Annotated in this window: 18 protein-coding genes and 1 pseudogene; 14 read left to right on the forward strand and 5 right to left on the reverse strand. The window is 58.8% G+C overall.

Annotation, left to right across the window (positions count from 1 at the left end):
- Nucleotides 1-139 precede the first annotated feature (139 nt).
- From EOS_RS15480 to EOS_RS15495, 4 genes are all read left to right on the forward strand, one after another.
- Complete coding sequence (locus tag EOS_RS15480; protein WP_047847547.1) at nt 140-1,087, forward strand: NAD(P)-dependent oxidoreductase; 948 nt, start codon at nt 140-142, stop codon at nt 1,085-1,087.
- Nucleotides 1,088-1,300: 213 nt separating this feature from the next.
- Nucleotides 1,301-2,080, forward strand: coding sequence for an amino acid ABC transporter substrate-binding protein (locus tag EOS_RS15485; protein WP_047847548.1), 780 nt, complete (start codon nt 1,301-1,303; stop codon nt 2,078-2,080).
- A 44-nt stretch (nt 2,081-2,124) separates the two neighbouring features.
- On the forward strand, nt 2,125-2,802 hold the full coding sequence (locus EOS_RS15490; RefSeq protein ID WP_047847549.1) for an amino acid ABC transporter permease: 678 nt from the start codon (nt 2,125-2,127) through the stop codon (nt 2,800-2,802).
- A complete protein-coding gene (locus EOS_RS15495; protein ID WP_047847550.1) occupies nt 2,802-3,551 on the forward strand; it encodes an amino acid ABC transporter ATP-binding protein in 750 nt (249 codons plus the stop codon). The genes EOS_RS15490 and EOS_RS15495 overlap by 1 nt, the downstream gene beginning before the upstream one ends.
- Before the next feature lie 60 nt (nt 3,552-3,611).
- Here EOS_RS15495 and EOS_RS15500 read toward each other — a convergent pair whose 3' ends face one another.
- From EOS_RS15500 to EOS_RS15525, 5 genes are all read right to left on the reverse strand, one after another.
- Nucleotides 3,612-4,193, reverse strand: coding sequence for a DUF4865 family protein (locus tag EOS_RS15500; RefSeq protein ID WP_047847551.1), 582 nt, complete (start codon nt 4,191-4,193; stop codon nt 3,612-3,614).
- 615 nt (nt 4,194-4,808) lie between these two features.
- The gene (locus EOS_RS15510) at nt 4,809-5,150 is read right to left on the reverse strand and encodes a hypothetical protein (protein ID WP_047847553.1); all 342 of its coding nucleotides are present in this window, start codon (nt 5,148-5,150) and stop codon (nt 4,809-4,811) included.
- Nucleotides 5,151-5,288: 138 nt separating this feature from the next.
- The gene (locus EOS_RS15515) at nt 5,289-5,945 is read right to left on the reverse strand and encodes a methionine ABC transporter permease (RefSeq protein ID WP_047847554.1); all 657 of its coding nucleotides are present in this window, start codon (nt 5,943-5,945) and stop codon (nt 5,289-5,291) included.
- A complete protein-coding gene (locus tag EOS_RS15520) occupies nt 5,926-7,125 on the reverse strand; it encodes a methionine ABC transporter ATP-binding protein (protein ID WP_235442830.1) in 1,200 nt (399 codons plus the stop codon). Before EOS_RS15520 ends, EOS_RS15515 begins: the two co-directional genes overlap by 20 nt.
- Nucleotides 7,100-7,912 carry a MetQ/NlpA family ABC transporter substrate-binding protein gene (locus tag EOS_RS15525; RefSeq protein WP_047847556.1) on the reverse strand — a complete coding sequence of 271 codons (813 nt, stop codon included), beginning with the start codon at nt 7,910-7,912 and terminating at the stop codon, nt 7,100-7,102. Before EOS_RS15525 ends, EOS_RS15520 begins: the two co-directional genes overlap by 26 nt.
- Nucleotides 7,913-8,587: 675 nt before the next feature.
- Here EOS_RS15525 and EOS_RS15530 point away from each other — a divergent pair.
- The 10 genes and pseudogenes from EOS_RS15530 to EOS_RS15575 all read left to right on the forward strand — a co-directional run.
- Nucleotides 8,588-9,883 carry an acyl-CoA dehydrogenase family protein gene (locus EOS_RS15530; protein ID WP_082163364.1) on the forward strand — a complete coding sequence of 432 codons (1,296 nt, stop codon included), beginning with the start codon at nt 8,588-8,590 and terminating at the stop codon, nt 9,881-9,883.
- 345 nt (nt 9,884-10,228) lie between these two features.
- The gene (locus tag EOS_RS15535) at nt 10,229-12,757 is read left to right on the forward strand and encodes a TonB-dependent receptor plug domain-containing protein (protein WP_053063889.1); all 2,529 of its coding nucleotides are present in this window, start codon (nt 10,229-10,231) and stop codon (nt 12,755-12,757) included.
- A gap of 56 nt (nt 12,758-12,813) precedes the next feature.
- The gene (locus EOS_RS15540; protein ID WP_047847557.1) at nt 12,814-13,941 is read left to right on the forward strand and encodes an LLM class flavin-dependent oxidoreductase; all 1,128 of its coding nucleotides are present in this window, start codon (nt 12,814-12,816) and stop codon (nt 13,939-13,941) included.
- Nucleotides 13,942-13,992: 51 nt separating this feature from the next.
- The gene (locus EOS_RS15545; RefSeq protein ID WP_047847558.1) at nt 13,993-15,027 is read left to right on the forward strand and encodes an aldo/keto reductase; all 1,035 of its coding nucleotides are present in this window, start codon (nt 13,993-13,995) and stop codon (nt 15,025-15,027) included.
- A gap of 195 nt (nt 15,028-15,222) precedes the next feature.
- The gene (locus EOS_RS15550) at nt 15,223-16,314 is read left to right on the forward strand and encodes an ABC transporter substrate-binding protein (RefSeq protein ID WP_047847559.1); all 1,092 of its coding nucleotides are present in this window, start codon (nt 15,223-15,225) and stop codon (nt 16,312-16,314) included.
- A 63-nt stretch (nt 16,315-16,377) separates the two neighbouring features.
- Complete coding sequence (locus tag EOS_RS15555; protein ID WP_047847560.1) at nt 16,378-17,991, forward strand: ABC transporter substrate-binding protein; 1,614 nt, start codon at nt 16,378-16,380, stop codon at nt 17,989-17,991.
- Between the two features lie 15 nt (nt 17,992-18,006).
- The gene (locus EOS_RS15560) at nt 18,007-18,999 is read left to right on the forward strand and encodes an ABC transporter permease (RefSeq protein WP_047847561.1); all 993 of its coding nucleotides are present in this window, start codon (nt 18,007-18,009) and stop codon (nt 18,997-18,999) included.
- A 10-nt stretch (nt 19,000-19,009) separates the two neighbouring features.
- Nucleotides 19,010-20,059 carry an ABC transporter permease gene (locus EOS_RS15565; protein WP_082163365.1) on the forward strand — a complete coding sequence of 350 codons (1,050 nt, stop codon included), beginning with the start codon at nt 19,010-19,012 and terminating at the stop codon, nt 20,057-20,059.
- Nucleotides 20,059-21,828 carry an ABC transporter ATP-binding protein gene (locus EOS_RS15570; RefSeq protein ID WP_047847566.1) on the forward strand — a complete coding sequence of 590 codons (1,770 nt, stop codon included), beginning with the start codon at nt 20,059-20,061 and terminating at the stop codon, nt 21,826-21,828. Before EOS_RS15565 ends, EOS_RS15570 begins: the two co-directional genes overlap by 1 nt.
- A gap of 249 nt (nt 21,829-22,077) precedes the next feature.
- Nucleotides 22,078-22,303, forward strand: a pseudogene (locus EOS_RS15575) (hypothetical protein); the annotation flags it as partial.

Genomic DNA, 22,303 nt, shown 5'->3' on the forward strand with positions numbered 1-22,303 from the left:
ACGCGCCGACGTGTGCTTCGACATCACGATACTTCGGCTTGCCAGCTCTACGCTTTCTGATTCTTTTGTTCACGCACTACTGACTAATCTTCCTGCTTTGCATGCTTGGGCGGGCTGTCACCTCCTGTTCTGAGAATCCATGGTCACCATAGCCAGTCAGCTCGCCGAGCCATTCAATGACGCAGTACGCGCGCTGCTACCCGAAGTCCAGGTGGTAGACATACCGCGCGGCGTGCCGGCCGGCCTGCCTGAGCAGACTTCGATCTTGATCGCGGCTCCGATCATCGTACGGGGTGCGCGTGCACCGGAACGTGCCCCGTCCGGGTGGCCATTCGGGTTGCGCTGGGTGCAACTCGGTTCTTCAGGAATCGACTTCTATCCGCGTTGGTTCCTTGACGGACTACCTGTTACGACTGCGCGCGGCACCTCCTCCACCGCGATTGCCGAATTCGCTATAGCCGCAATCTTTGCCCATGCGAAGCGCCTTCCTGACATCTGGATTCACGACGCGCAGCAATGGGCCCTGACACCGCTCGCAACGGTGCAAGGCAGCACGGTCGGCATATTCGGCTTCGGCTCGATTGGTCAGGCTCTTGGGCAGAAAGCGCTCGCACTCGGTGCCCGCGTCATTGCTGTGAGGCGGCAAGGTTCTACCGCGCCTGACCTGCCCGGCGTCACGCTCGTTGCCGGTATCGATGAACTGGTGCGGGAAGCGGACCATCTCGTACTTGCGGCGCCGGGCACCGCAGCGACCCGACATATTGTTAACCGCGAGTTGCTTGCCCAGGCAAAGCCAGGACTGCATGTGATCAATGTTGCACGCGGCTCATTAATCGATAACGAAGCGTTACTTGAGGCGCTTGCCGACGGTCGTGTTGGTTCAGCTTCGCTTGACGTTACCGAGCCAGAACCGCTACCCGCTGGGCATCCGTTCTATACACATCCGCACGTCCGCCTGTCGCCCCATACGTCGGCGATTGGTCCACACAATGCGACTGAATTGGCAGCCAAGTTCGTCCGCAATTTCAACGCCTTTACTCACGGCACAACGCTGGAAGATTTGGTCGATATCCACCGGGGCTACTAGACCTTGCGTCAAAACGTCTCTGAATTTTTCAACCGCCGCTTAACTAACAGATCGCGTAACGGACCACATCGTCCTTATTCGATCCAGGCATAACCTTCGACACAGTTGTGCTTTGCGAAACTAAACCCCCTTGTTACAGTCGCGCCAAAGCATTTCGCCTTCGCTTGGTCGAAGACGAAAAGACAATAGATAAACGTTTAAGGAGTCACCCCTATGAAGATTCTCAAAGCCATGCTGCTTGCCGGCATCGTACAGTTGACTGCCGTCTCAACAGCTTTCGCAGCCGATAATCTCGCAAGCATCAAGAGCGCCGGTGTCATCAAGATCGGAACCGAAGGGACTTACGCACCTTTCACTTACCACGATGAATCGGGCAAGCTCACAGGCTTCGACGTGGAAATCGGCCAGGCTATTGCAAAACGGATTGGTGTTAAACCAGAGTTTGTTGAAGGCAAGTGGGACGGGCTGATCGCCGGACTTGATGCTAACCGCTACGACGCGGTGATCAACGAGGTATCCATCACCGATGCCCGCCGAGCCAAGTACGATTTCTCGCAGCCGTATATTGCGTCCCATGCGGCACTCATCGTGCGCTCGGATAACACGACGATCAAGACCTTCGACGACCTGAAGGGCAAGAAGTCGGCGAATACCCTGACCAGCAACTTTGGCAAGATCGCCAAGGATCATGGCGCAGACGTAGTCGGTGTACAGGGCTTTAACGAATCAATCGATTTGCTGACGTCCGGACGTGTGGATGCAACCGTGAACGATAGCCTCTCCTATCTCGACTTCAAGAAGCACAAGCCGGACGCTAAGGTGAAGATCGCGGCAATCGACAATTCGGCTGACAGCGAGTACTCCGGAGTCATCATCCAGAAGGGCAATCCTGAGCTTCTGGCCGCCATCGATAAAGCGCTTTCCGAGATCAAGGCAGACGGCACCTATAACAAGATCTCCCAGAAATACTTCGGCAAGGATGTATCGAAGTAACAGCGCACTCAGCACCTCTGTCTAACTTCTAGAGAGCCGACACTATGCCAGCATGGCTCCACTTGATGGTCGAGTCACTCTGGCCGCTCCTGTACGCGGGACTCGTGTTCACGGTGCCGCTCACCATCGCGTCGTTTGCACTCGGCTTGACGCTGGCATTCGTCACCGCGCTCGTGCGGCTGTTCGGACCGCAATGGGCGGTCAAGATTGCGCAGTTCTATGTGTGGCTGATCCGGGGCTCGCCGTTGCTCGTGCAACTCTTCGTCATTTTCTACGGCTTGCCCAACGTCGGGATCGTGCTCGACCCGCTCACCGCGGCCATTATCGGCTTCTCGCTAAACGTGGGCGCTTACAACTCGGAAGTGATCCGAGGTGCGGTTGAATCGATTCCCAACGGGCAATGGGAAGCTGCGTATTCCATGGGCATGACGCGTTCGCAAGCACTGCGGCGAACAGTCCTGCCGCAGGCTGCACGCGTCGCGCTGCCCGCCCTCGCAAACTCGTTCATTGCATTGATCAAGGACACGTCGCTTGCGGCAGTGCTCACAGTGCCCGAGATATTTCAGGCGGCGCAGCGGATTGCTTCGGTAACCTATGAACCGCTTATCCTGTACACGGAAGCGGCACTGATCTATCTGGTGTTCAGCTCCGTGTTGTCGTCGGCTCAGGTTCAACTTGAAATAAGACTCGGCCAACATGCGCTCTTCAAGAGAGGGCACTGATGATAGCCCTCGATAAAATCCAGAAGTCCTTCGGGGCGCATCACGTGCTCAAGTCGGTCGATCTCAAGCTTGCGCAGGGGACGGTCACGGCACTGATCGGTCAGTCGGGCAGCGGCAAGAGCACGCTGCTGCGCTGCGTGAACCTGCTCGAGATTCCCGACACCGGATCGCTGACGCTGGGCGACGAACGGGTTGAATTCAGTCCCACGGAAAAACCGTCTCGCGATTCGGTGCTCAGGATACGTCGCAAGACGGGAATGGTTTTCCAGAGCTTCCAGTTGTTCCCGCACCGGACGGTGATACAGAACGTGATGGAAGGTCTGATCACCGTGCAGCGATGGGACAAGGAGCGCGCGCGGATGCGAGCAAGCGCGCTGCTGGAGAAGGTAGGGATCTCGCAGAAGGCCGATGCCTGGCCCAGCACGCTCTCCGGCGGGCAGCAGCAGCGGGTCGCCATTGCGAGGGCGCTGGCGCCCTCGCCAGATATTCTTCTCTGCGATGAACCGACCTCGGCGCTCGACCCTGGACTCGCGGCCGAAGTGATCGATGTCTTGAGCCAGCTCGCAAAAGAAGGCATGACCATGCTGTTTGCAACGCATGATTTACGTCTCGCTGCATCGATTGCTCGTGAGGTCGTGTTCCTCAGCGGCGGCAGCGTGATCGAATCCGGCTTGGCAGAAGACGTCTTCAACCGGCCGAAGCAGGCCGAAACGGCAAATTTTGTTTCCGTTCTCGCCCGGCAAACATGATTGAGGGAACGCGACTGTGAGCCGTATTCCGCGCGGTTTCCACGCAGGTACTTCTCGTTTCTATTCCGCGTTAGAAAATGGAAGCGTATCCAGAAGCGGCTTGGCGAGATGCAGGATCTCGTAACTCGTGGCCACTTCGCTTACCAACGGCTCATCCTCCAACAGCACGGTGCGCGTGAATGTCCAGTTCTGGGTGTCCACGCCCACTGCGGCCGCGACTGTTGTTGATCGCTCAGCGACTTCACGGTTCCGCTCGACCTCGCTTGCGAACACGGCTGATAAGTCTGCGTCCAGAGGAATGCCCAGGTCCTCCCTGACGACGAATCGGGCACGGTGTGCGTGGCCCATGCGCGCGTCGAGCGCAAACCGTGTTTGAATGCCCGCCCGGCCGAAAATATCTGTCACGACCTTGTAGCGGCCACTTACCAGGAAATCACGGAATGCATCATCCTGGCGCCACAGATACAGCGAGGAATAACTATTCGCGGTGGCCCCGTAGCGCCCGCTTTCGCGCAGTAGAAAAACCTTGAAGTAAAGCTCCGGAACGGTGTCCCAGAGCGGGCCCCGTTCCTTCGCCCGGGTGCGCATCAGTCCGGTATCGTAATTGGCCGGCAAGCGATGGGAGTAGTGGGCGATGATCATGGCTAACGCTCTTTGTGGTTTGTCGGACTTGAACGCTTGATCACGTGCCGCGCTGGCCCAGGCTCGCCGAGAATCGCACAAGATAACCGTCCGGGTCTTGCACCAGGAACTGCTGCACGCCCGATTCAATTCCACCCGTGCGGTACCATTTTTTCCTCGGGCGGGAGAAATAGAGGCCAGTCGTTACGCTCCAACGCTTCAAGAATCGGGGCAAGCGTCTTTACGCCAACCTGAAAGTTAATTCCTCGTCCGAGCGGTGCCTCCAGCACAGCCGTTGTCCAGTTACGCCCTCGCCCTCGCCCTCGCCCTCGCCCTCGCCCTCGCCCTCGCCCTCGCCCTCGCCCTCGCCCTCGCCCTCGCTCCTCCAGCATGATTTGCGCGCCATCGTGGTCCAGATAGGCAAAGCCCTCATCCAGGCGATCATAAACAACCTTGAAACCGCATAGATCACGCCAGAACCGCAAGCTGGTGTTTATATCCGTAAGCAGCAATTCGGGCACCAGTTTGGCCGGTCTGAACGATGATTGCAAAGTACTTGGGCTCATTGATGTAAGGCGTCCACGTGCGCGCTGCTGCGGAAAATACTCTACGACGACATCATGCCTTTTTGTAAAACTAAATTCTTCGTGTCAATAGCGCGAGATCCCGCACGCTTGCCAATGAGGCGCCATAGCCGCTGAGAACGCCCGTTACACGACGCGTAACCGGAAAAGTCGCGGTACTCCTGGAGGGTTCAGCGGGATTGCCGCCTTGTACCGGCAGTTCAGTTTTTACCCGGCGAAATGCTATTTTTCCATCCACCTTGTTGATCATTTTTACGAACCCCTCTTGTGCAAGTGCACAAAGAGTGTCCCGTAAGATCGCGGTAGTAACGTCGAAATGTTGCGCCAAATACGTTGGATTGTAATCGCGGCCAATCTGCATGCGGTTGAGAAGGGTAACCTGCGTGAGCTTCATTGAGGATCCTGTAACTAAGACGGGTTCCTAACGATAGTAGTGGCGGTCCAAACCCGCTCCAAGCGACTTATGAACCTATCTATTCCCGGATTCATTCAATGTAAGCCTTCGCATGCTGCACTCGGCAGAACCCTTCGCTCAACGCTTATGGTCGGTGCGACGTGCAAGCCATTCGCCGGCGAACTGCACAATAGAGACCAGAGCGATAAGGATCACGATCACCATGAACATGACTTGCGTCTCGTATCGTTCGTAGCCGTATCGAATTGCCATGTCGCCCAGGCCACCGCCGCCCACGGCTCCCGCCATGGCAGAGGTATCGATCATGGCAATGGCAGTCACCGTCATCCCGCCCAGAATGCTGGGAAGCGCTTCAGGCAGTAACACGTGCCGCACGATATGCCAACGCCGGCATCCCATTGCTCGCGCGGCTTCAATCAGGCCCGGCTCCACGCTGTTCAGGCTGACCTGTGCGATGCGTGCAAAAAACGGTATGAGATTCGCGCTAAGCGGCACGATGGCTGCCCATGTGCCAAGCGTCGTCCCTACAATGAAGCGGGTCACCGGCAACAGCGCGACCAGTAAAATAATAAAGGGGATGGCCCGAAACATATTGATGACGATCGACAACGTCTTGTTCAAACGCGGCTTTGGATAAAGCCCGTCGACAGCGGTTGCATTCAGTACAACAGCAATGATCAGACCTGCCACGATCGCGATCGCCATCGACACACTCACCATGAGCAGCGTCTGAAGGAGCGCGTGTATGTATCGGTCAAGTATTGGCGCGGACATAACCTAACACCTCTATGTGAGCAGCCGGCAGCGTCTTGCGCGCCTGTTCTTCATTCCACCCTTGCACGGGAACTGATATCAGCAGGTTTCCCTGCGCATGGCCACGAAGGCGATCCAATCCGCCATGCAACAAGTTCGCGCCTTGACCCAGCGCAGCCAAGGCTGCGAACGGAACGCCACCGGGAAGTCCATTCCCCGGAAATCTGACCTTGAGAATGGTTTCACCTGGCTGTCCGCGCAGTTCCGCCACCAGCCTGTCGGCCAGATCCAGCGGTAGATCGTGCAGCAGTGGTCGCAACAATGCCCGGGTTGCATCCGCTTGTGGATTGCCGAACACCTCCCAGACTTCTCCTCGCTCCACGACCTGCCCACCATCCAGGACCAGCACCTTATGGCAAATTTCCCGAATGACCGACATATCGTGCGTGATCAGCACAATGGTCAGACCGAGCTTGCGGTTGATGTCCCGTAGCAGATCGAGAATGGATTGCGTAGTCTCCGGGTCGAGTGCTGAAGTAGCCTCGTCGCAGAGCAGGATCTCGGGATTGTGAACAAGCGCCCGGGCAATGCCCACTCGCTGCTTCTGGCCGCCCGATAGTTTGGCCGGGTAAATGTCCGCCTTATCACGCAGCCCTACGAGTTCGAGCAGCGCGTCAACTCGCTCTTGCACGATTTTCGGTTTCACCCCGGCAACACGCAAAGGCAGGCCGACGTTCTCCCTGACGGTCTTGGCGGAGAGCAAATTGAAGTGCTGGAAGATCATGCCAATGCGCCGGCGCAGCGCAACGAGTGCATCCTCATCGAGCGTCCCCACGTCGATATTATCGACACGCACCCGCCCGGAACTGGGCGATTCGAGCATGTTTATCGCACGCAGCAGCGTCGACTTACCCGCCCCGCTACGGCCAATAATGCCGAAGATTTCGCCGCGTTCTACATTGAACGAGACGTCCCTGAGCGCCGTGACCGTCCCTTTGCGTCCTGAGTAATGTTTCTGCAAATTCTCAAACGCAATATGAACGTCCAGCGTCTTAGCGTCCGGCAGCGGGCCGCTAACCACGCGGCGAACAGAGTCATGAACATCGTTAATAGATGAACCTCGAACGGGAATTTGGCTTAAGCCGGAGACATACGCGCTATTCAAAGGCATGCCGTCAGAACGCGGGAATGACGGAGCCATTAAAATGCGTCTCGATGTAAGTCCGCACTTCGGGCGACTGATAGGCCTTGACCAGGTTCTTGACCCACGGCGCATTCCTGTCCTGTTCACGAACCGCGATGACGTTGACGTACGGATTGTGGTCCTTCCTCTCGACCGCAATCCCGTCGCGGGTGGCGAACAGGCCCGCTTCAGAAGCGAAGTTATTGACGATCGCCGCGGCATCGACGTCCGGGAGCGAACGTACTTGCACGATATCCGAGGCTTCTACGAATTTAAGGTTCTTGGGGTTCGACGTGACGTCTTGCAACGTGGCCGTTCCCGTGAACGGATCAAAGCCGTCGCGCAGCGTAATCAGCTTGTGATCGCGCAGAATCACCAGCGCGCGCGTCTGATTGCTAGGGTCGCTTGGAATGCTGACCGTCGCACCATCCGGCAAGGTCTCCAGTGACTTGTACTTCTTCGAGTAAAACGCAATTGGCGAGATGTACGTGTTGCCCACAGGCACGATCTTGTAGCCCCGTTGCTTTACCTGATCTCGCAAGAACGGGATGTGCTGGAACGAATTTGCATTGAGATCGCCGTTGTTGAGTGCTTCGTTAGGGCTAGCTGTTCCCGTAATAACGATGGACTCTACTGGCAAGTGGTTCTTCTTCGCTACCTGGGTCACGATCTCCCAGATCTGTTCGTCGACACCCCCGCGCACACCCACTTTCAAAGGCGCTGAGTCGGCTGCGAACGCTGCGCCATGGGAAACCATCAACGTAGCAACAACAGTAGCGATCAAGCGTAAGCCTCGGCGAACCATAGTGACTCTCTCTTTAACGTTGAAAATAGTGTGGGCGATTATAGGGACGGGGTTCACAAAGGTCTAAGAATCGTTCATTGAAAGCTAATCACCGTTCAGCGCTAGCTTTTTTAATCCCGATAAGCAGTTCGGCAGTTGACACATTGAATGTCTTCGCCAGTCTGGATCGAACACGTTCGCCCTAGCCCTGTTCAACATGAATAAATTTGTAAACCTAACTAGTAAGATCGATAAAATACGAATATTTTCGTTAAACTTTCAACCGCGCCCACCCTGCGTCGAAACCGCATGTTCAGCGCCGCTCATCGACGTCACGCCATCTTCATCGATGCACCTACGAAACAAGCAGAGGTGCAAAGACTATGCAGTCGCAACTGATAATTTCCCGATCATTCCTGTGTAAAGAAAATTCCAATAGCTTCGTTGCGACCTTACAAGCGCGATGCTTCAATCTGTCGCTCGAAGCGTCAAGGGTTCGCTGAAGCAAGCACACGCTGCTCTTACGTCGCTTAACCTGCTGGATTACGTCTCGGACTGCGTCGGAGTGACAGACCAAGAGCGGCTAAAGAGCGGGCTGGATCAGCCAGCAACGCGCGCGAGTGGCTGCACTCTGTCCATACCCGCTTCCCTGGTGTCTCCAGATATTCCCAACCCCAATGCAAGGAAAGCGAGACAATGTCCGTCCAGCTTCTGCAAGACTCGTCCGCCGGCAAATCAACACTCGACCGGGCTGAAATAGGGCCCAACCCAGAGCCCAATCTGCAGACCGGTCCGACTCGCCGCAGCCGTGAGGCGATCCTCGCCGACCTTCCTTCCATTGCAGAAGAGATCGCCAAAGGCGCGGTTGCTCGCGAGCTCGGCCGGGAGTTGCCGTTCGAAATTTTTCGCACTCTGCGCCAGACCGGGCTGACATGGCTGCGCGTGCCAAAGCACTTAGGCGGCCCCGGCGGCACCCTTGCTGATCAGGTAGAGGTCATCTGCAGCCTGGCCGCGGCGGATTCAAACGTGGCGCACGCGTTGCGCAGTCATTTCGGCTTCCTTGAGTCCATTGCCGTCGATCCCGACGCGCCGGTCAGCCGGAAGTACGTAAAGGAAGTGCTGGCCGGAAAGCTCTTCGGCGGCGCACATATGGAAATCAATACGCCGCGGCCGAACATGCTGCGCACCAAGCTTGTGAAGCAAGGTGACCGATACATCCTGACGGGCAAGAAATACTACGCAACGGGTGCGGCTTTCTGCGACTACACCAGTTTCACCGCGCTCGACGAAGAAGGCCGCGTAACCGGTGCGCTGGTTCCTGCCAACCGCAAGGGTGTGCAGATCCTCGACGACTGGGACGGCATGGGCCAGCGACTCACCGCAAGCGGCGGCGTGGATCTCGATGACGTGGAAGTGTTCCCCGACGAGATCACCTCTCGACTCGACGGTAACCCGTTCGTGCGGCGGCACAATGCCACGCGCGCGCAACTGCATCTGGTCGCGTGCATTGCCGGCATCGTGCGCAATGTCTTCACCGATGCAGTCGGGTACGCCCAGAAGCAGGCGCGCTCGGCCAAGCACAGCCACTCCGAAACGGCGCGAGGCGATCATTTTGTGCAGCAGGTGATTGGTGACATAGCCGCGGCCTCCCATGCGATCAACGTGATCATTGCCGACGTAGCGCGAACGCTCGACGCTGCAGCGACTGGCATTGTCACGGGCGCGCCGAATCTCGATGAGCTCGTCATGGCGAGTGCGCTCGCGAACTCGAAGGCGCAGATCGTGGTCGGCAAGCTAGCCATTCGCGCAGCCGAAAAGCTCTTCGATACGGGCGGTGGATCGGCCACTTCACGCAAGTATGACTTCGACCGCCACTGGCGAAATATCCGCACGATCCTCAATCACAATCCGTTGCTTCTGAAGGGCCGGGTGATAGGCGATTACTACCTGAACGGCGAGCGGGCCGATTTCGACGAAGGCCGTGTGTTTTGACACCGTGCGTAGCTGCTGCGTCATGCTGTGTAATGGAAATCGCCACTGATGCGGACAATCATGACGCACGCACTTGCTTATCCGCAAGGAATCGGAAACTGAAACAATACGACACAACGAAATAAGAAATAGTTCGTTAGGAATAGAAAGTAATTTTGATATCGTACGGATGCACTTCGGTAAATGACTTTCCCACTCGTTCAGTTTCCGCCTCTCAGCGCTAGAGGAACGGGCGATGTTGCGCGCCAATTTTCCGGCTTGATTGAGAACGCACTGTTAATTCCATTTAATCGCACGCCCCCGCTATTACTTGAGCGAAGCCCCAGGCGTGCATCAAGGATCACTATGTCTCGGCCCAATAGACGAAACGCTCGTATCTCGAAGCGCAATACGCCGCGGCTGGCCGCCATTTCGGTGGCCCTCGGAAGTTTGTATGGCGCCGGTGCATGGGCGCAATCAGCGGCAACCGGCAATGACGTGGCAAAGGTTCAGGACGTTGTGGTCACCACTGGCTCGCGTGGCGACACCAAGACGGTCGCCGACAGTCTAGCGCCCATCACGGTCGTGACCGACGCGGAGCTGGCCAAGACCGGCAAACAGAATCTGCGTGACGCACTCGCGTCGCTCGATCCTACTTACGCAAACGTGCCCGGTTTCAAGGGCCAGCAGGGCATTGGCGTGAACACCGCGAGTCTGCGCGGACTGAGCGGTAACGAAGTCCTGGTGCTTGTGAACGGCAAGCGGCGGCATTCGTCGGCGGTGACCATCGCGGGCATCGGCGGAACGGGAACCGATCTCGACCTGATACCGGTGAGTGCAATCGACCACATCGAAATCCTTAAAGATGGCGCTGCCGCGCAGTACGGGTCGGACGCCATTGCGGGCGTGATTAATATCATTCTCAAATCCGACTCGAGCGGCGGCAGCCTTAGCACCTCATATGGACAAAACGCCAATGCGAACGTAGGCGGTCTCGGGCAGAACGGGAAAACCGGGGACTTTTCGCTAAATCAGGGTATTGCGCTTCCGCACGGCGGCTCGTTGAATCTAAGCGCCGCGGTGATCACGCAGAAGGACACGAACGTGGCGGGGCCCGTCCCGAACAACACGAACATATACCCTCTGCTGCCTAACGGGTCTCCCGATCCGCGCGAAACGACCAATTCCCGTTATCGGCAGATAATGGGTCAACCGAATACGCAGACGCAAAATTTCTCTTATAACTTTAATCTGCCGATTAACGATGCCATTCAGGTTTATTCGAATGCAACATACAGCCACCGGTTCTCACAAGGTTTCGGAACGTACCGGTCGGCTAGCTCTTCGCAGAACAACCTCGCGTTTTATCCTGAAGGCTTCCTGCCGCAATTCGCGGTGCAGGACAACGACTATCAGGTGGTCGCGGGGGTCAAGGGAACCAACCTGCTAGGTTGGGACTGGGACCTGAGCACGTCGTATGGCCGCGACGATGCACGGGTCGAGGACAACAACGCGTTGAGCCCTTCGTTTGGAGCCGCGAGCGCCACCAACTTTTATTTGGGCAGCCTGATTGCGAGCGAGTGGACGACCAACCTCGACTTGACCCGCAAGATAAACACCGGTTTGTTCGACAAGCCGTTGCAAGTGTCCTTCGGCTTCGAGCATCGATACGATGAGTTCCAGCAGACCGTTGGCGACTACCAATCGTATGCACAAGGCGGGTACGTGCCTACAACCGGCCCGTTCGCAGGCCAGCCTATTTCACCGGGCTCCGCAGGCATGGGGGGCTTCTCGCCATCCGCAGCGGGGTCCTATGGACGCACCAATGACGCTGCTTATATCGACTTGGCGCAGGCATTGACTAGCAAGTGGACCGTCGACCTTGCAGGGCGCTTTGAGCATTACGACCAGGGTATTGGTAACGTGGCGAGCGGCAAGCTCTCGACCCGTTATGAATTCTCCCCGGCGATTGCCGTTCGGGGGACGGTCAGTAATGGTTTTTCCGCACCTTCGTTGCAAGACACTTACTTCACGAACATCAGCTCCAGCTATAACCGCAACGTTTTCACCGGCGCATGGATCCAGCAGATCAGCAAGCTCGTCCCCGCGTCGAACCCTGCCGCACAGGCACTGGGCGCCACGCAACTCAAGCCGGAGAAATCGACCAGCTTCAGCGTAGGTTTCGTGCTCAAGCCGATCGAGCGGCTGAATGTTTCGGTCGATGCATACCAGATCGTGATCGAGAACCGCATTGTCCAGTCGACGGCCTTGCAAGGCAGCGCCGTACAGGCGCTGCTCACGGCTGCGGGACAAAGTCCGAACCAGACGGTTTCGTATTTTGCCAATGCAGGCACAACCGTGACGCAAGGCGTTGACGTGATCGCCGATTACTTCACGCCGCTAGGCAAATACGGCGATGTGAAGTGGACCTTCATGAGCACCCAGCAGAATCAGCAAATCCGGAGTCTGAACAATCCATCCGTATTAAGCGCGAATGGTATTCAGCTAATTGGACGTGATGCTCAAGGGCGCCTGACAGTGGCGAATCCGAAGAACGTTACATCGCTGTCCGGTGACTGGACTTACGGCAAGTTCGGCGTCTTTGTGAAAGAGACCCGCTATTCCAGCGTGGTCGGGCTCAATGCGATTGCCGCTAATCGTGATGAATATGTGCCGGCGGCCTTCATCACGGACCTGAATCTAAGTTACTGGCTCACGAAGAAATCCAGGCTTTCGATTGGCGCGAACAACCTGTTCAACAAGAAGCCGCCGAACCTCCCCGCCGCGGCCATCCAGTATTTTGGTTTCCCGGTTTCCACGCCGAATCCAAGCTGGTTTTCGCCCTATGGCGTGAATGGGGGGTTCTATTACGCACGTCTTGATGTTGTCTGGTGATCCCGCCCAGACCGCGTGAAAACGGCTTCATGCTGCTCGGCGATTAAGGAGTTTTGATGACATACGAAACGGTTTCTCCGGCTGACATTCCCGGCAGTCCGCTTGCCAACGCGCTCAAGCAGCCCCTGATGCTGGGGGTCTTCCTGAATCTGCAGGACATCCGGTTGTCGACGTTCCCGACCACCTCGACCTGGACTTTCGATTACAACGCGGAGGTGGTGCGCAAGGCAGATGATCTTGGCTTCGAACTGGCGTTCAGCCGAACGCAATGGCTGCCAAAAGGCGGCTATGACGGCGAAGCCTCGCTTGATGCTTTCGTTGCGCTCGGCGCCATGGCCGCGATCACCAAGAACATCCTGCTGATCTCGACCATCCACGTGCTCTACGGTCCGATACATCCGCTGCATCTGGCCAAGTACGGCGCCACGCTCGATCATATTTCGAAGGGCCGGTGGGGCATCAACATCGTCACCGGGCATCGTGCCGTCGAGCACGAGATGTTCGGCTGGGATCGTATTGAACACGACACGCGCTATGAGCTCGCCAGCGAACTATTCGATGTCGTCCAGCGGCTGTGGACCGATACCGAAAACTTCTCATTCGAAGGCAAGTCGCCGTGGAAAGTACACAACGGCTACATCACACCGAAACCGCTGTTCGGACGTCCGGTGCTGGTGAACGCGACCGGCTCCGAAGCGGGTATCGCGTTTGCTGCGAAGTATTCGGACATCGTGTTCATTACGAGTCCCGGTGGCGCGCATATCGATAGTGCGCTGGAAACCCTCCCCACGCATATCGCCAACATCAAGGCGCAAGCAGCACGCGTGGGCCGCACCGTGCGCACCGTGATCAATCCCGTCATCGTGAGCCGCGACACCGAGCGCGAAACGATTGAGTATGCCAATGCGATATCCCGCAACGCCATCAAGGGAGCATTCGCCGGTTATGACAGCGACGCGCACGCATGGCGCGGCCGCGGGGATGCATCGCACAAACAGGGACTTGGACTTGGCGGCAACATCGAGATCATCGGGACGCCCGAGCAAGTGGTCGAGCAACTCGTCGCGCTGAAGAAGACGGGGATCGACGGCGTGCAGCTCGGTTTCTACGACTTCCTTCCTGAACTCGGCTATTTCGGCGATCGCATTCTGCCCTTGCTCAAGCAAGCCGGCCTCCGGCTCTGATCCCAATTTGATCAAAGTATCTCCACTCACTTACACCAAAGAGAGAACCCAATGACAACACATCGCAACTTTTATAGAAACCTCGGCCGTAGCGGCATCAAGGTGTCACCGCTGGTCCTCGGCACCATGATGTTCGGCGGCCAGACTGACGAGCCGACCGCGCGCCGCATCACGGAAAAAGCCTTCGAACAAGGCGTCAATTTCATCGATACCGCCGACGGCTACGCGGGCGGCGCCTCCGAGGAGGTCGTCGGCCGGCTGATCGCGGACCGCCGCTATAGCTGGGTGCTGGCCACGAAGATTGCCAGCCCGCGCGGTGATGGTCCGAACGATCGCGGCGCATCACGCAAGTACATCATCGAGGCCGTGGACCGTAGCCTGAAGCGTCTCGGCGGCGGTTATATCGACTTGCTGTACCTCCATCGCGAAGACCACGACACGCCTGTCGCGGAAACGGTTCGCGCACTTGATGATCTGATTCGCGCGGGCAAGATCCGTCACTACGGGTTGTCGAATCATCGCGCGTGGAAGCTGGCCGAGTTCAGCCGTACCGCCGATGCACTCGGCGTCGACCGGCCCATCGCTTCGCAGCCGCTCTACAACCTTGCAAACCGGCAAGTTGAAATCGAGCAGCTTGAAGCGGCTGATTATTATGGGCTTGGCGTTGTGCCTTACAGCCCTCTTGCGCGTGGCGTGCTCACAGCAAAGTACCAGCCAGACCAGACACCCGAAGCCGGCACGCGCGCAGGCCGGCAGGACAAGCGCCTGCAACAAACAGAATGGCGTCCCGAATCGCTGACGCTTGCGCAGCAGGTCAAGCGGCATGCCGAAGAGCGCGGCATCACACCGGGTCAATTCGCGCTCGCGTGGGTGCTGAACAACAAGCTGATCACGGCGGCCATTACCGGGCCGCGCACTGAAGCGCAATGGGACGACTATTTGCCCGCGCTCGAGTATCGCTTTACTGCGGAGGACGAAGCGTTCGTGGATTCTCTCGTGACGCCGGGCCATGCGTCCACACCGGGCTTCAACGATCCGGGCCACCCGTTCTTTGGCCGTCAGCCGAGGACGTCCCTTAACACGTGAAGCCGCACGAAAGGCCGTACATGAAGCCGTATTCCGATGACTTCGGATATCAGCATCCGCCTCATATATTTACGACGAATGCTTCGTATGCGCAGTCATCGCGACTCTCTAAGATCAAGAGCTGTACTGCTTCGCAAAGGTCACGGAGCGAAGCGTTGCCCACTTCGCTCGAACCCTACTTTTCCTGGACGCGCCATGACCCAATCGACCGAGAACACGCCCGTCAAACGTCTCTGGTACACGCGTTGCCCTGCACCCACGCCGTTCGGCATCGCCATCCAGCAAGGTTGGCTGCAGGATGAGTTTCGCAACGATGGTATCGACATCCAGGCGTTGCAGGATTCCAGCGACCCTGTGATCCGGCAATCGCACTTCACGCATGCGCAAGCGCATTCGTTTCGCCAGGGCGGCAACATTCCCGCGCTCTGGGCGCGGGCGCAAGGTGCGGACACGCGCGTGATTGGGCTCTCGTGGGTAGACGAATTTCAGGGACTGGTCGCACTGCCTTCTACCGGGATTGAAGGGCCGGCCGACCTGCGCGGACGACGCTTCGGCCTGCCGCGCAACACTCGCGCAAAGGTGGTCGACTTTCATCGCGCAACGGCGCTGCGCGGCTTCGTCACACTGCTCGGCGCGGTGGGCCTCACGCTTGACGACGTGAAACTGGTCGATCTTCCGACCGCGCCGCGTGGTCTCGCCGATGAACCCGCCGTACTCGATAGCGGCGCAGCGCGATTGCTCGCGACCGAACGTGGCCACGAATTCAGCTTCGAAGCGCTTGCGCTGGTACGCGATGAAGTCGACGTGGTCTTCGTGAAGGGCGCGAGCGGACTGGAAGCGGCGAATCTGATTGGCGCCCGCGCGATCGTCGATCTCAGCGACCAGCCGGACCGCCTCGCCCATGCCAACAACGGCACACCGCGGCCGTTGACGGTCGATGCCGGGTTGTTGCGCGAACGCCCCGACCTGGTTGCACGCGTGCTGTCGCGAGCCATTCAGGCGGGCGAATGGGCAAGCGCGCATCCACAGGATGCAACCGCTTATGTCGCGCGCGAAACCCGCTCGGCCGAGCATTGGGCGAAACATGCTTATGGTTCGCAACTGGCGACGCAACTACAGATTGGCCTCGATCGCAACGCGATAGCGGCGCTCGATCACTTCAAGCGGTTTCTGTTCAAGCACGAATTTATTGCACAAGACTTCGATATAGCAAGCTGGATCGATCCCGTGCCGCTCGCGGCGGCTCGCGCGCTGCTGGCGGAACGACATCTCGCGGTCCCGGCGTAATAACCAGCGTAATAACTCGGCCTGATAACCCCGGCCCCACTTCCACGCACCAGGATTTCATCGATGAGATTTGCGTTGCCGCCGCGGCGGTTCATTGTCGCCTGCATGGTTGCCAGCACCGCCTTGCTAATCGCGGGTTCGTCCCCAGGTGCAACCGCTGCCGACGTTTCGCAGCCGGTACGCGGCGGCACGCTCAATTTCGTGGTCGACCCCGAGCCGCCTACCCTCATCGACCTGACCAACACGGCCGTGCCGACCCTCAAGGTCAGCACGAAGGTCACCGAGGGGCTCCTGACCTATGACTTTGCCCTGCACCCCGGGCCTCAACTCGCGACGTCCTGGTCGATCAGTCCGGACGGCCTGCAGTACACGTTCCACCTGCGCCATGGAGTGAAGTGGCACGACGGACAGGACTTTACGTCAGCCGACGTTGCTTACTCCATCGAACTGCTCAAGCGTGTGCATCCGCGCGGCAAGAGCACCTTTGCGAACGTGACGGAAGTCAGGACACCCGATGCGTTCACCGCCGTGCTTGTGCTGTCGAAGCCTTCGCCTTTCCTCATCAAGGCGTTTTCAGCGAGCGAATCGCCGATCGAGCCCAAACATGTCTATGAGGGAACCGACCCGTTTTCGAACCAGAACAACAACGCGCCCATCGGCACGGGGCCGTTCAGGTTCGTGAAATGGGTGCGTGGCAGCTACATCGAATATGAGCGGAATCCGGACTACTGGGACAAACCGAAGCCTTATCTCGACAAGATAATCGTCAAGCTGATTCCAGACGCGCCGGCACGCTCGATCGCGTTCGAGACGGGTTCCGTCGACCTGGGCGGCAATACGCCGATACCGCTTTCCGACATCGCCCGGCTCAAGCAGAATCCGAAGCTCGGCATTGAAACGCGCGGCTATGAGTTCGAAGCCGGCGTGGTGCGGGTGGAGTTCAACCTAAGCAACCAGTACCTGAAAGTGCCCGCTGTACGCCAGGCGATCGCGCGGGCGATCGACCGCAATGTGATCGCGAAGACGATCTACTACGGCTATGCGAGTGTGCTAAGCAGTCCGATTATTCCTGAAGGCCCGTATCACGATCCGACACCCACCCCCTACCCCTTCGATGTAGCCAAGGCCAACGCGCTGCTCGATGCCGCAGGACTTCCCCGCAACAGCGACGGTGTGCGTTTCAGTGTCATTGTCGATCCGTTGCCAATCAGCGATATCCCGCAGCGCACGGCTGCCTACCTGCGTTCGGCGCTCGCGAAGATCGGCGTCTCGGTGACGATTCGCAACCAGGACCTGCCGTCCTACCTCAGGCGCGTCTATTCGGACCATGACTTCGATATCGCGGTCAACGGCATGAGTAATCTCTTCGATCCGACCGTCGGAGTACAACGTCTTTACTGGTCGCAAAGCATCCGCAAAGGGGTGCCGTTCACGAACGCGTCCGGCTACAGCAACCCGGAGGTTGACCGCTTGCTCGAGCAAGCGGCGGTCGAGCCCAACGAGGCTAAACGCAAACAACTGTTCGGGCAGTTCCAGCAAATCGTGGGCCGTGATCTCCCCGATGTGAACCTGGTCGAGCAACAGCAGGTGACCATCTACAACAAGCGCGTGCACCACCACACCACATCGCCTGACGGCCTTGATTCGAATTTCTCCGACGTGTACCTGAGTCCCTGAACCGGAACCGATCGCATGAATTCCTCTATCTTGAAACGCGTGGCGCTACGTTTGCGCCGCACTGGAGCGCAAGCCATACCGACGGTGATAGCAGTGGTGGTGCTCAATTTCGCGCTGCTGCAGCTCGTGCCTGGCGACGCCGCCGATGTGCTGGCAGGCGAATCGGGCTCGGCCACCGCCGAGACCATGGCGATGATGCGTCACCACTTCGGCCTCGACCTGACCCTGTGGCAACAGTTGCTTGCATACTTGAAGCATCTTTCGCACTTCAGCTTGGGATTTTCGCCGCGCTTCAATACGCCGGTCATGACGTTGATCATGGCCCGCCTGCCGAATACGCTGATCCTCATGGTGAGTGCGCTGGTGTTCGCCATCGTGGCCGGCATTATCATCGGCGTGGCGATGGCAACCTGGGCCGGCAAGTGGCCCGATCGCGTGCTGTCGTTTCTTGCACTGGTTCTTTACTCCATGCCAGGCTTCTGGCTCGCGCTCATGGCAATCGTTCTGTTCTCGGTCAAGCTCGGATGGCTGCCGAGTGGTGGGGACATGACGCTCGGCGTGAATCTCACCGGCTGGGACTGGTTCGTGGATCGCGTCAGTCACGCCGTGCTGCCCGCGCTCGCACTGGCAAGCTTCTTCGTCGCCATCTATGCCCGCCTCACCCGTGTCGCGATGCTTGAAGTCCAACGGCAGGACTATGTGCGCACCGCGCAGGCCAAGGGCCTGCATCCGCTTTTCGTGACCGCGCGCCACGTGCTGCGCAACGCGCTGTTGCCAATCACCACCGTGGCCGGCATGCACCTGGGCAATCTGCTCGGCGGGGCCGCCGTGATCGAGACCGTCTTTAGCTGGCCCGGACTCGGGCGCCTTGCGCTCGAAGCCGTACAGGGCCGCGACTACAACGTGCTGCTTGGCGTGTTGTTGCTGTCATCCATGCTCGTGATTGTGGCCAACGTACTCGTTGATCTGCTGCACGCCTGGCTCGACCCGCGCATCGCGCTTCGTTAAAAAGTCCCCCATGTCATCCAATCATTCGCCTCTCGATTCACCTCTCGAACACGCCGATGGTTCACCCGTTCAGCCCGGCGTCAATCGGCTCTTGCGCGACACCGCTGCAGAGCTGCTTGAGCGCAGCAGTTGGCGCCGCCAATTCGCCGCCCTTTGGCTCGGACGATTCGGACGCTTTGGCCGCGGACCGAGTGACGTTTCGCAGGAACACCTGGAAGCACGCCGCTGGCCTGCGCTCAGGGCACTCGCGCGCAATCCTTCCGTGGTCAGCGGCGCCGCGTTGCTGCTTGCGCTGCTCCTCATCGCACTTTTCGCCGGCAGGCTCTTCCCCGGTGACCCTCTCGATATAGTCGGCCAACCCTTGCTTGCTCCCGGACAGGACCCGCAATACTGGTTAGGCACGGACTCCCTCGGTCGCGACGTGCTCGCGGAACTCGCGCATGGCAGCCGTGCGTCGCTCGCCATCGGCGTGACGGCCGCGCTGATCGGCGTGGTGATCGGCACACTGGTCGGCGCGTTGGCCGGCTACTTCGGCGGCTGGGTCGACGACATCCTCATGCGCGTGACCGAACTGTTCCAGACCACGCCGTCGTTCCTGTTCGTGATCGTGATTGTCTCGATCGGACATCCCTCGATGACCGTCATTTCGCTGGCGATCGGCGTCACCTCCTGGCCCACCATCACGCGCCTCGTGCGCGCGGAGTTTCGCTCGCTCGTGCAGAGCGACTTCGTCATGGCCGCCCGCAGCCTGGGCTTCGGTCACGCCCGCATTATCTGGCGCGAAATACTGCCGAACGCGCTGCCCCCTATCATCGTGACGACCTCTGTCATGGTGGCCACCGCCATTCTCATGGAGTCTGCGCTGTCGTTCCTGGGCATGGGAGACCCGAACGTGGTGAGCTGGGGCAGCATGATTGGCGACGGCCGCGAAATGCTACGCACTGCGTGGTACCTGACCGCCTTGCCAGGAGGTGCGCTCGTGCTGACGGTGCTCGCGCTGAACCTGCTCGGCGACGGCCTCAACGACGCCCTCAACCCGCGCCTCGCCGAGCGTTCATGATGAAACCCATATTGGAAGTCGATCAGCTCGCTGTGCGTTTCGGCGCGCAGCATGCAGTGAACAACCTGAGCTTCACGGTGCACGAGAACGAAATGCTCGCGCTCGTCGGCGAGTCGGGTTGCGGCAAGTCCACTACCGCGCTCGCGATCATGCAGTTGTTGCCATCCAGCGCCACGCTCGAAGGCAGGATCGATTTCGAGGGCCGTGACCTGGTCGGACTGTCGAAGCCGACCATGCGTTCGATCCGCGGCAATGCGATCTCCATGATTTTTCAGGAGCCGATGACCTGCCTGAATCCGGTGATGACGGTAGGAAATCAGATTGTGGAAGTGCTGCGCCGGCACGAGCCGCTATCAGCCGATGCTGCCTGGAAACGCGCGACCGAATTGCTCGATCTGGTGAGGCTGCCGGAACCCGCCAAACGCGCGCACGACTATCCGCACAGTTTGTCGGGCGGCCAGCGCCAGCGCGTAATGATTGCGATGGCCGTGGCATGCCGGCCGCGCTTGCTGATTGCAGACGAACCCACGACCGCGCTCGACGTCACCATCCAGGCGCAGATCCTGCAACTGCTCGATTCGCTGCGCCGTGACTTGTCGATGGCCGTGCTGCTCATCACGCACGATCTCGGCGTGGTCGGCCAGTATGCGAACCGCGTCGCGGTAATGTATAGCGGCGAAGCCGTGGAGGACGGCGCGACCCAGCGCATCTTCACGCAGCCGCGTCACCCGTACACCAAGGGATTGCTGGGGGCGTCGCTCACGCTCGACCAGGATCTGCACTATCGCACGCGCCGTCTCACCGAGATTCGCACGCACATCGACACGGACACCGGCCTGCGCGACTTCTCGCTCAGCGATGAACGCATTGCAAGCGCGCCGAATATTGTCTTCACGCGCAGCCCGTATGTTCGCGCGGCGGCAGCGGACAATCGGGCACCGCTGCTCGCCGTGCGCGATCTTGTCACGCGCTACGACAAGGGCAACGTGGTGGATGGCGTGTCCTTCGATGTGGGTCACGATGAAACGGTGGGCCTGGTCGGCGAGTCGGGATGTGGGAAGTCCACGCTGTCCCGGACCATCCTGCGGCTGATCCAGTCGACGAGCGGCACCATCAGCCTCGACGGCGAGGACATTACGCATCTGGGTGGCAGCAAGCTGCGCGCAATCCGCCCAAAGATCCAGATGATCTTCCAGGACCCGTACGCGTCATTGAATCCGCGCCAGCGCGTGCTGGATATTCTCGATGCAGCGCTGATCGTCCATGGTGTTGCTGACAAACATGAAAGGCGCCGGCGCATAGCGGACATCACGGATCGCGTGGGGCTCGCGTCAAAATCGCTGCAGCGTTTTGCGCACGAGTTTTCGGGCGGCCAGCGGCAGAGGATCGGGATTGCGCGCGCCCTGGTGCTGCAGCCGAAGCTCGTGATCTGCGATGAACCCGTTTCCGCGCTCGACGTGTCCATCCGCGCACAAGTGCTGAACTTGCTTGTTGAGTTGAAGCAATCGCTCGGGCTCTCCTACCTGTTCATCTCGCACGATCTTTCCGTGGTTCGCTATATAGCCGATCGCGTGCTGGTGATGAACACCGGCAATATTGTGGAATCCGGCGACCACGAAAGCATCTGGTCCCGCCCCGCGCATGCTTATACGCGCAGCCTGATCGACGCTGTTCCCAAACCGGCGTTCAGCAGACACAGGCAGGACAACACCGCGCCACGACAAGACGACGTGGACCTGCCGTTTTCGTTTTACCGCTTCGCCGTGTGACCCGCATGATTGTCGATCACTCTGCTCATGCGGCACCCCATTCACATATCTGCACGATGAGAAACTTCATCAAGAATTGATGTTTCGTGATCCTATATTTTATTGCTAAGGTTGAAGTCGCGAATAGAAATACCGTCCACCACTGATCCATCCGATCCAACTCACGGACGTGCCTGCAACGCACGTCATAGCCCGATGAACGCCATAGTCCTTTCCCATCCAAGCGATCTGCTCGTCGCGTCGTCACAAATGAGTGATCGATGGTGGGCGCGTCCCGGCGTGGTCGTCTCGATCGCGCTGCATATAGCCGCCGCGGTCGCGCTGATCGCATTGTCGGGGCATAAAGACGAGCCCAAGCCCGTTGACCATGCGATCCAGTTGGTGCTGGCGCCGCCTGAACCACCCAAGGTGATCGTTCCACCGCCGCCTCCTCCGCCCAAGGCGCCGCCGGTGAAGCTGCAACCGCCGGCGCCCG

This window comes from Caballeronia mineralivorans PML1(12) (assembly GCF_001028175.1).
Taxonomy (GTDB): domain Bacteria; phylum Pseudomonadota; class Gammaproteobacteria; order Burkholderiales; family Burkholderiaceae; genus Caballeronia; species Caballeronia mineralivorans.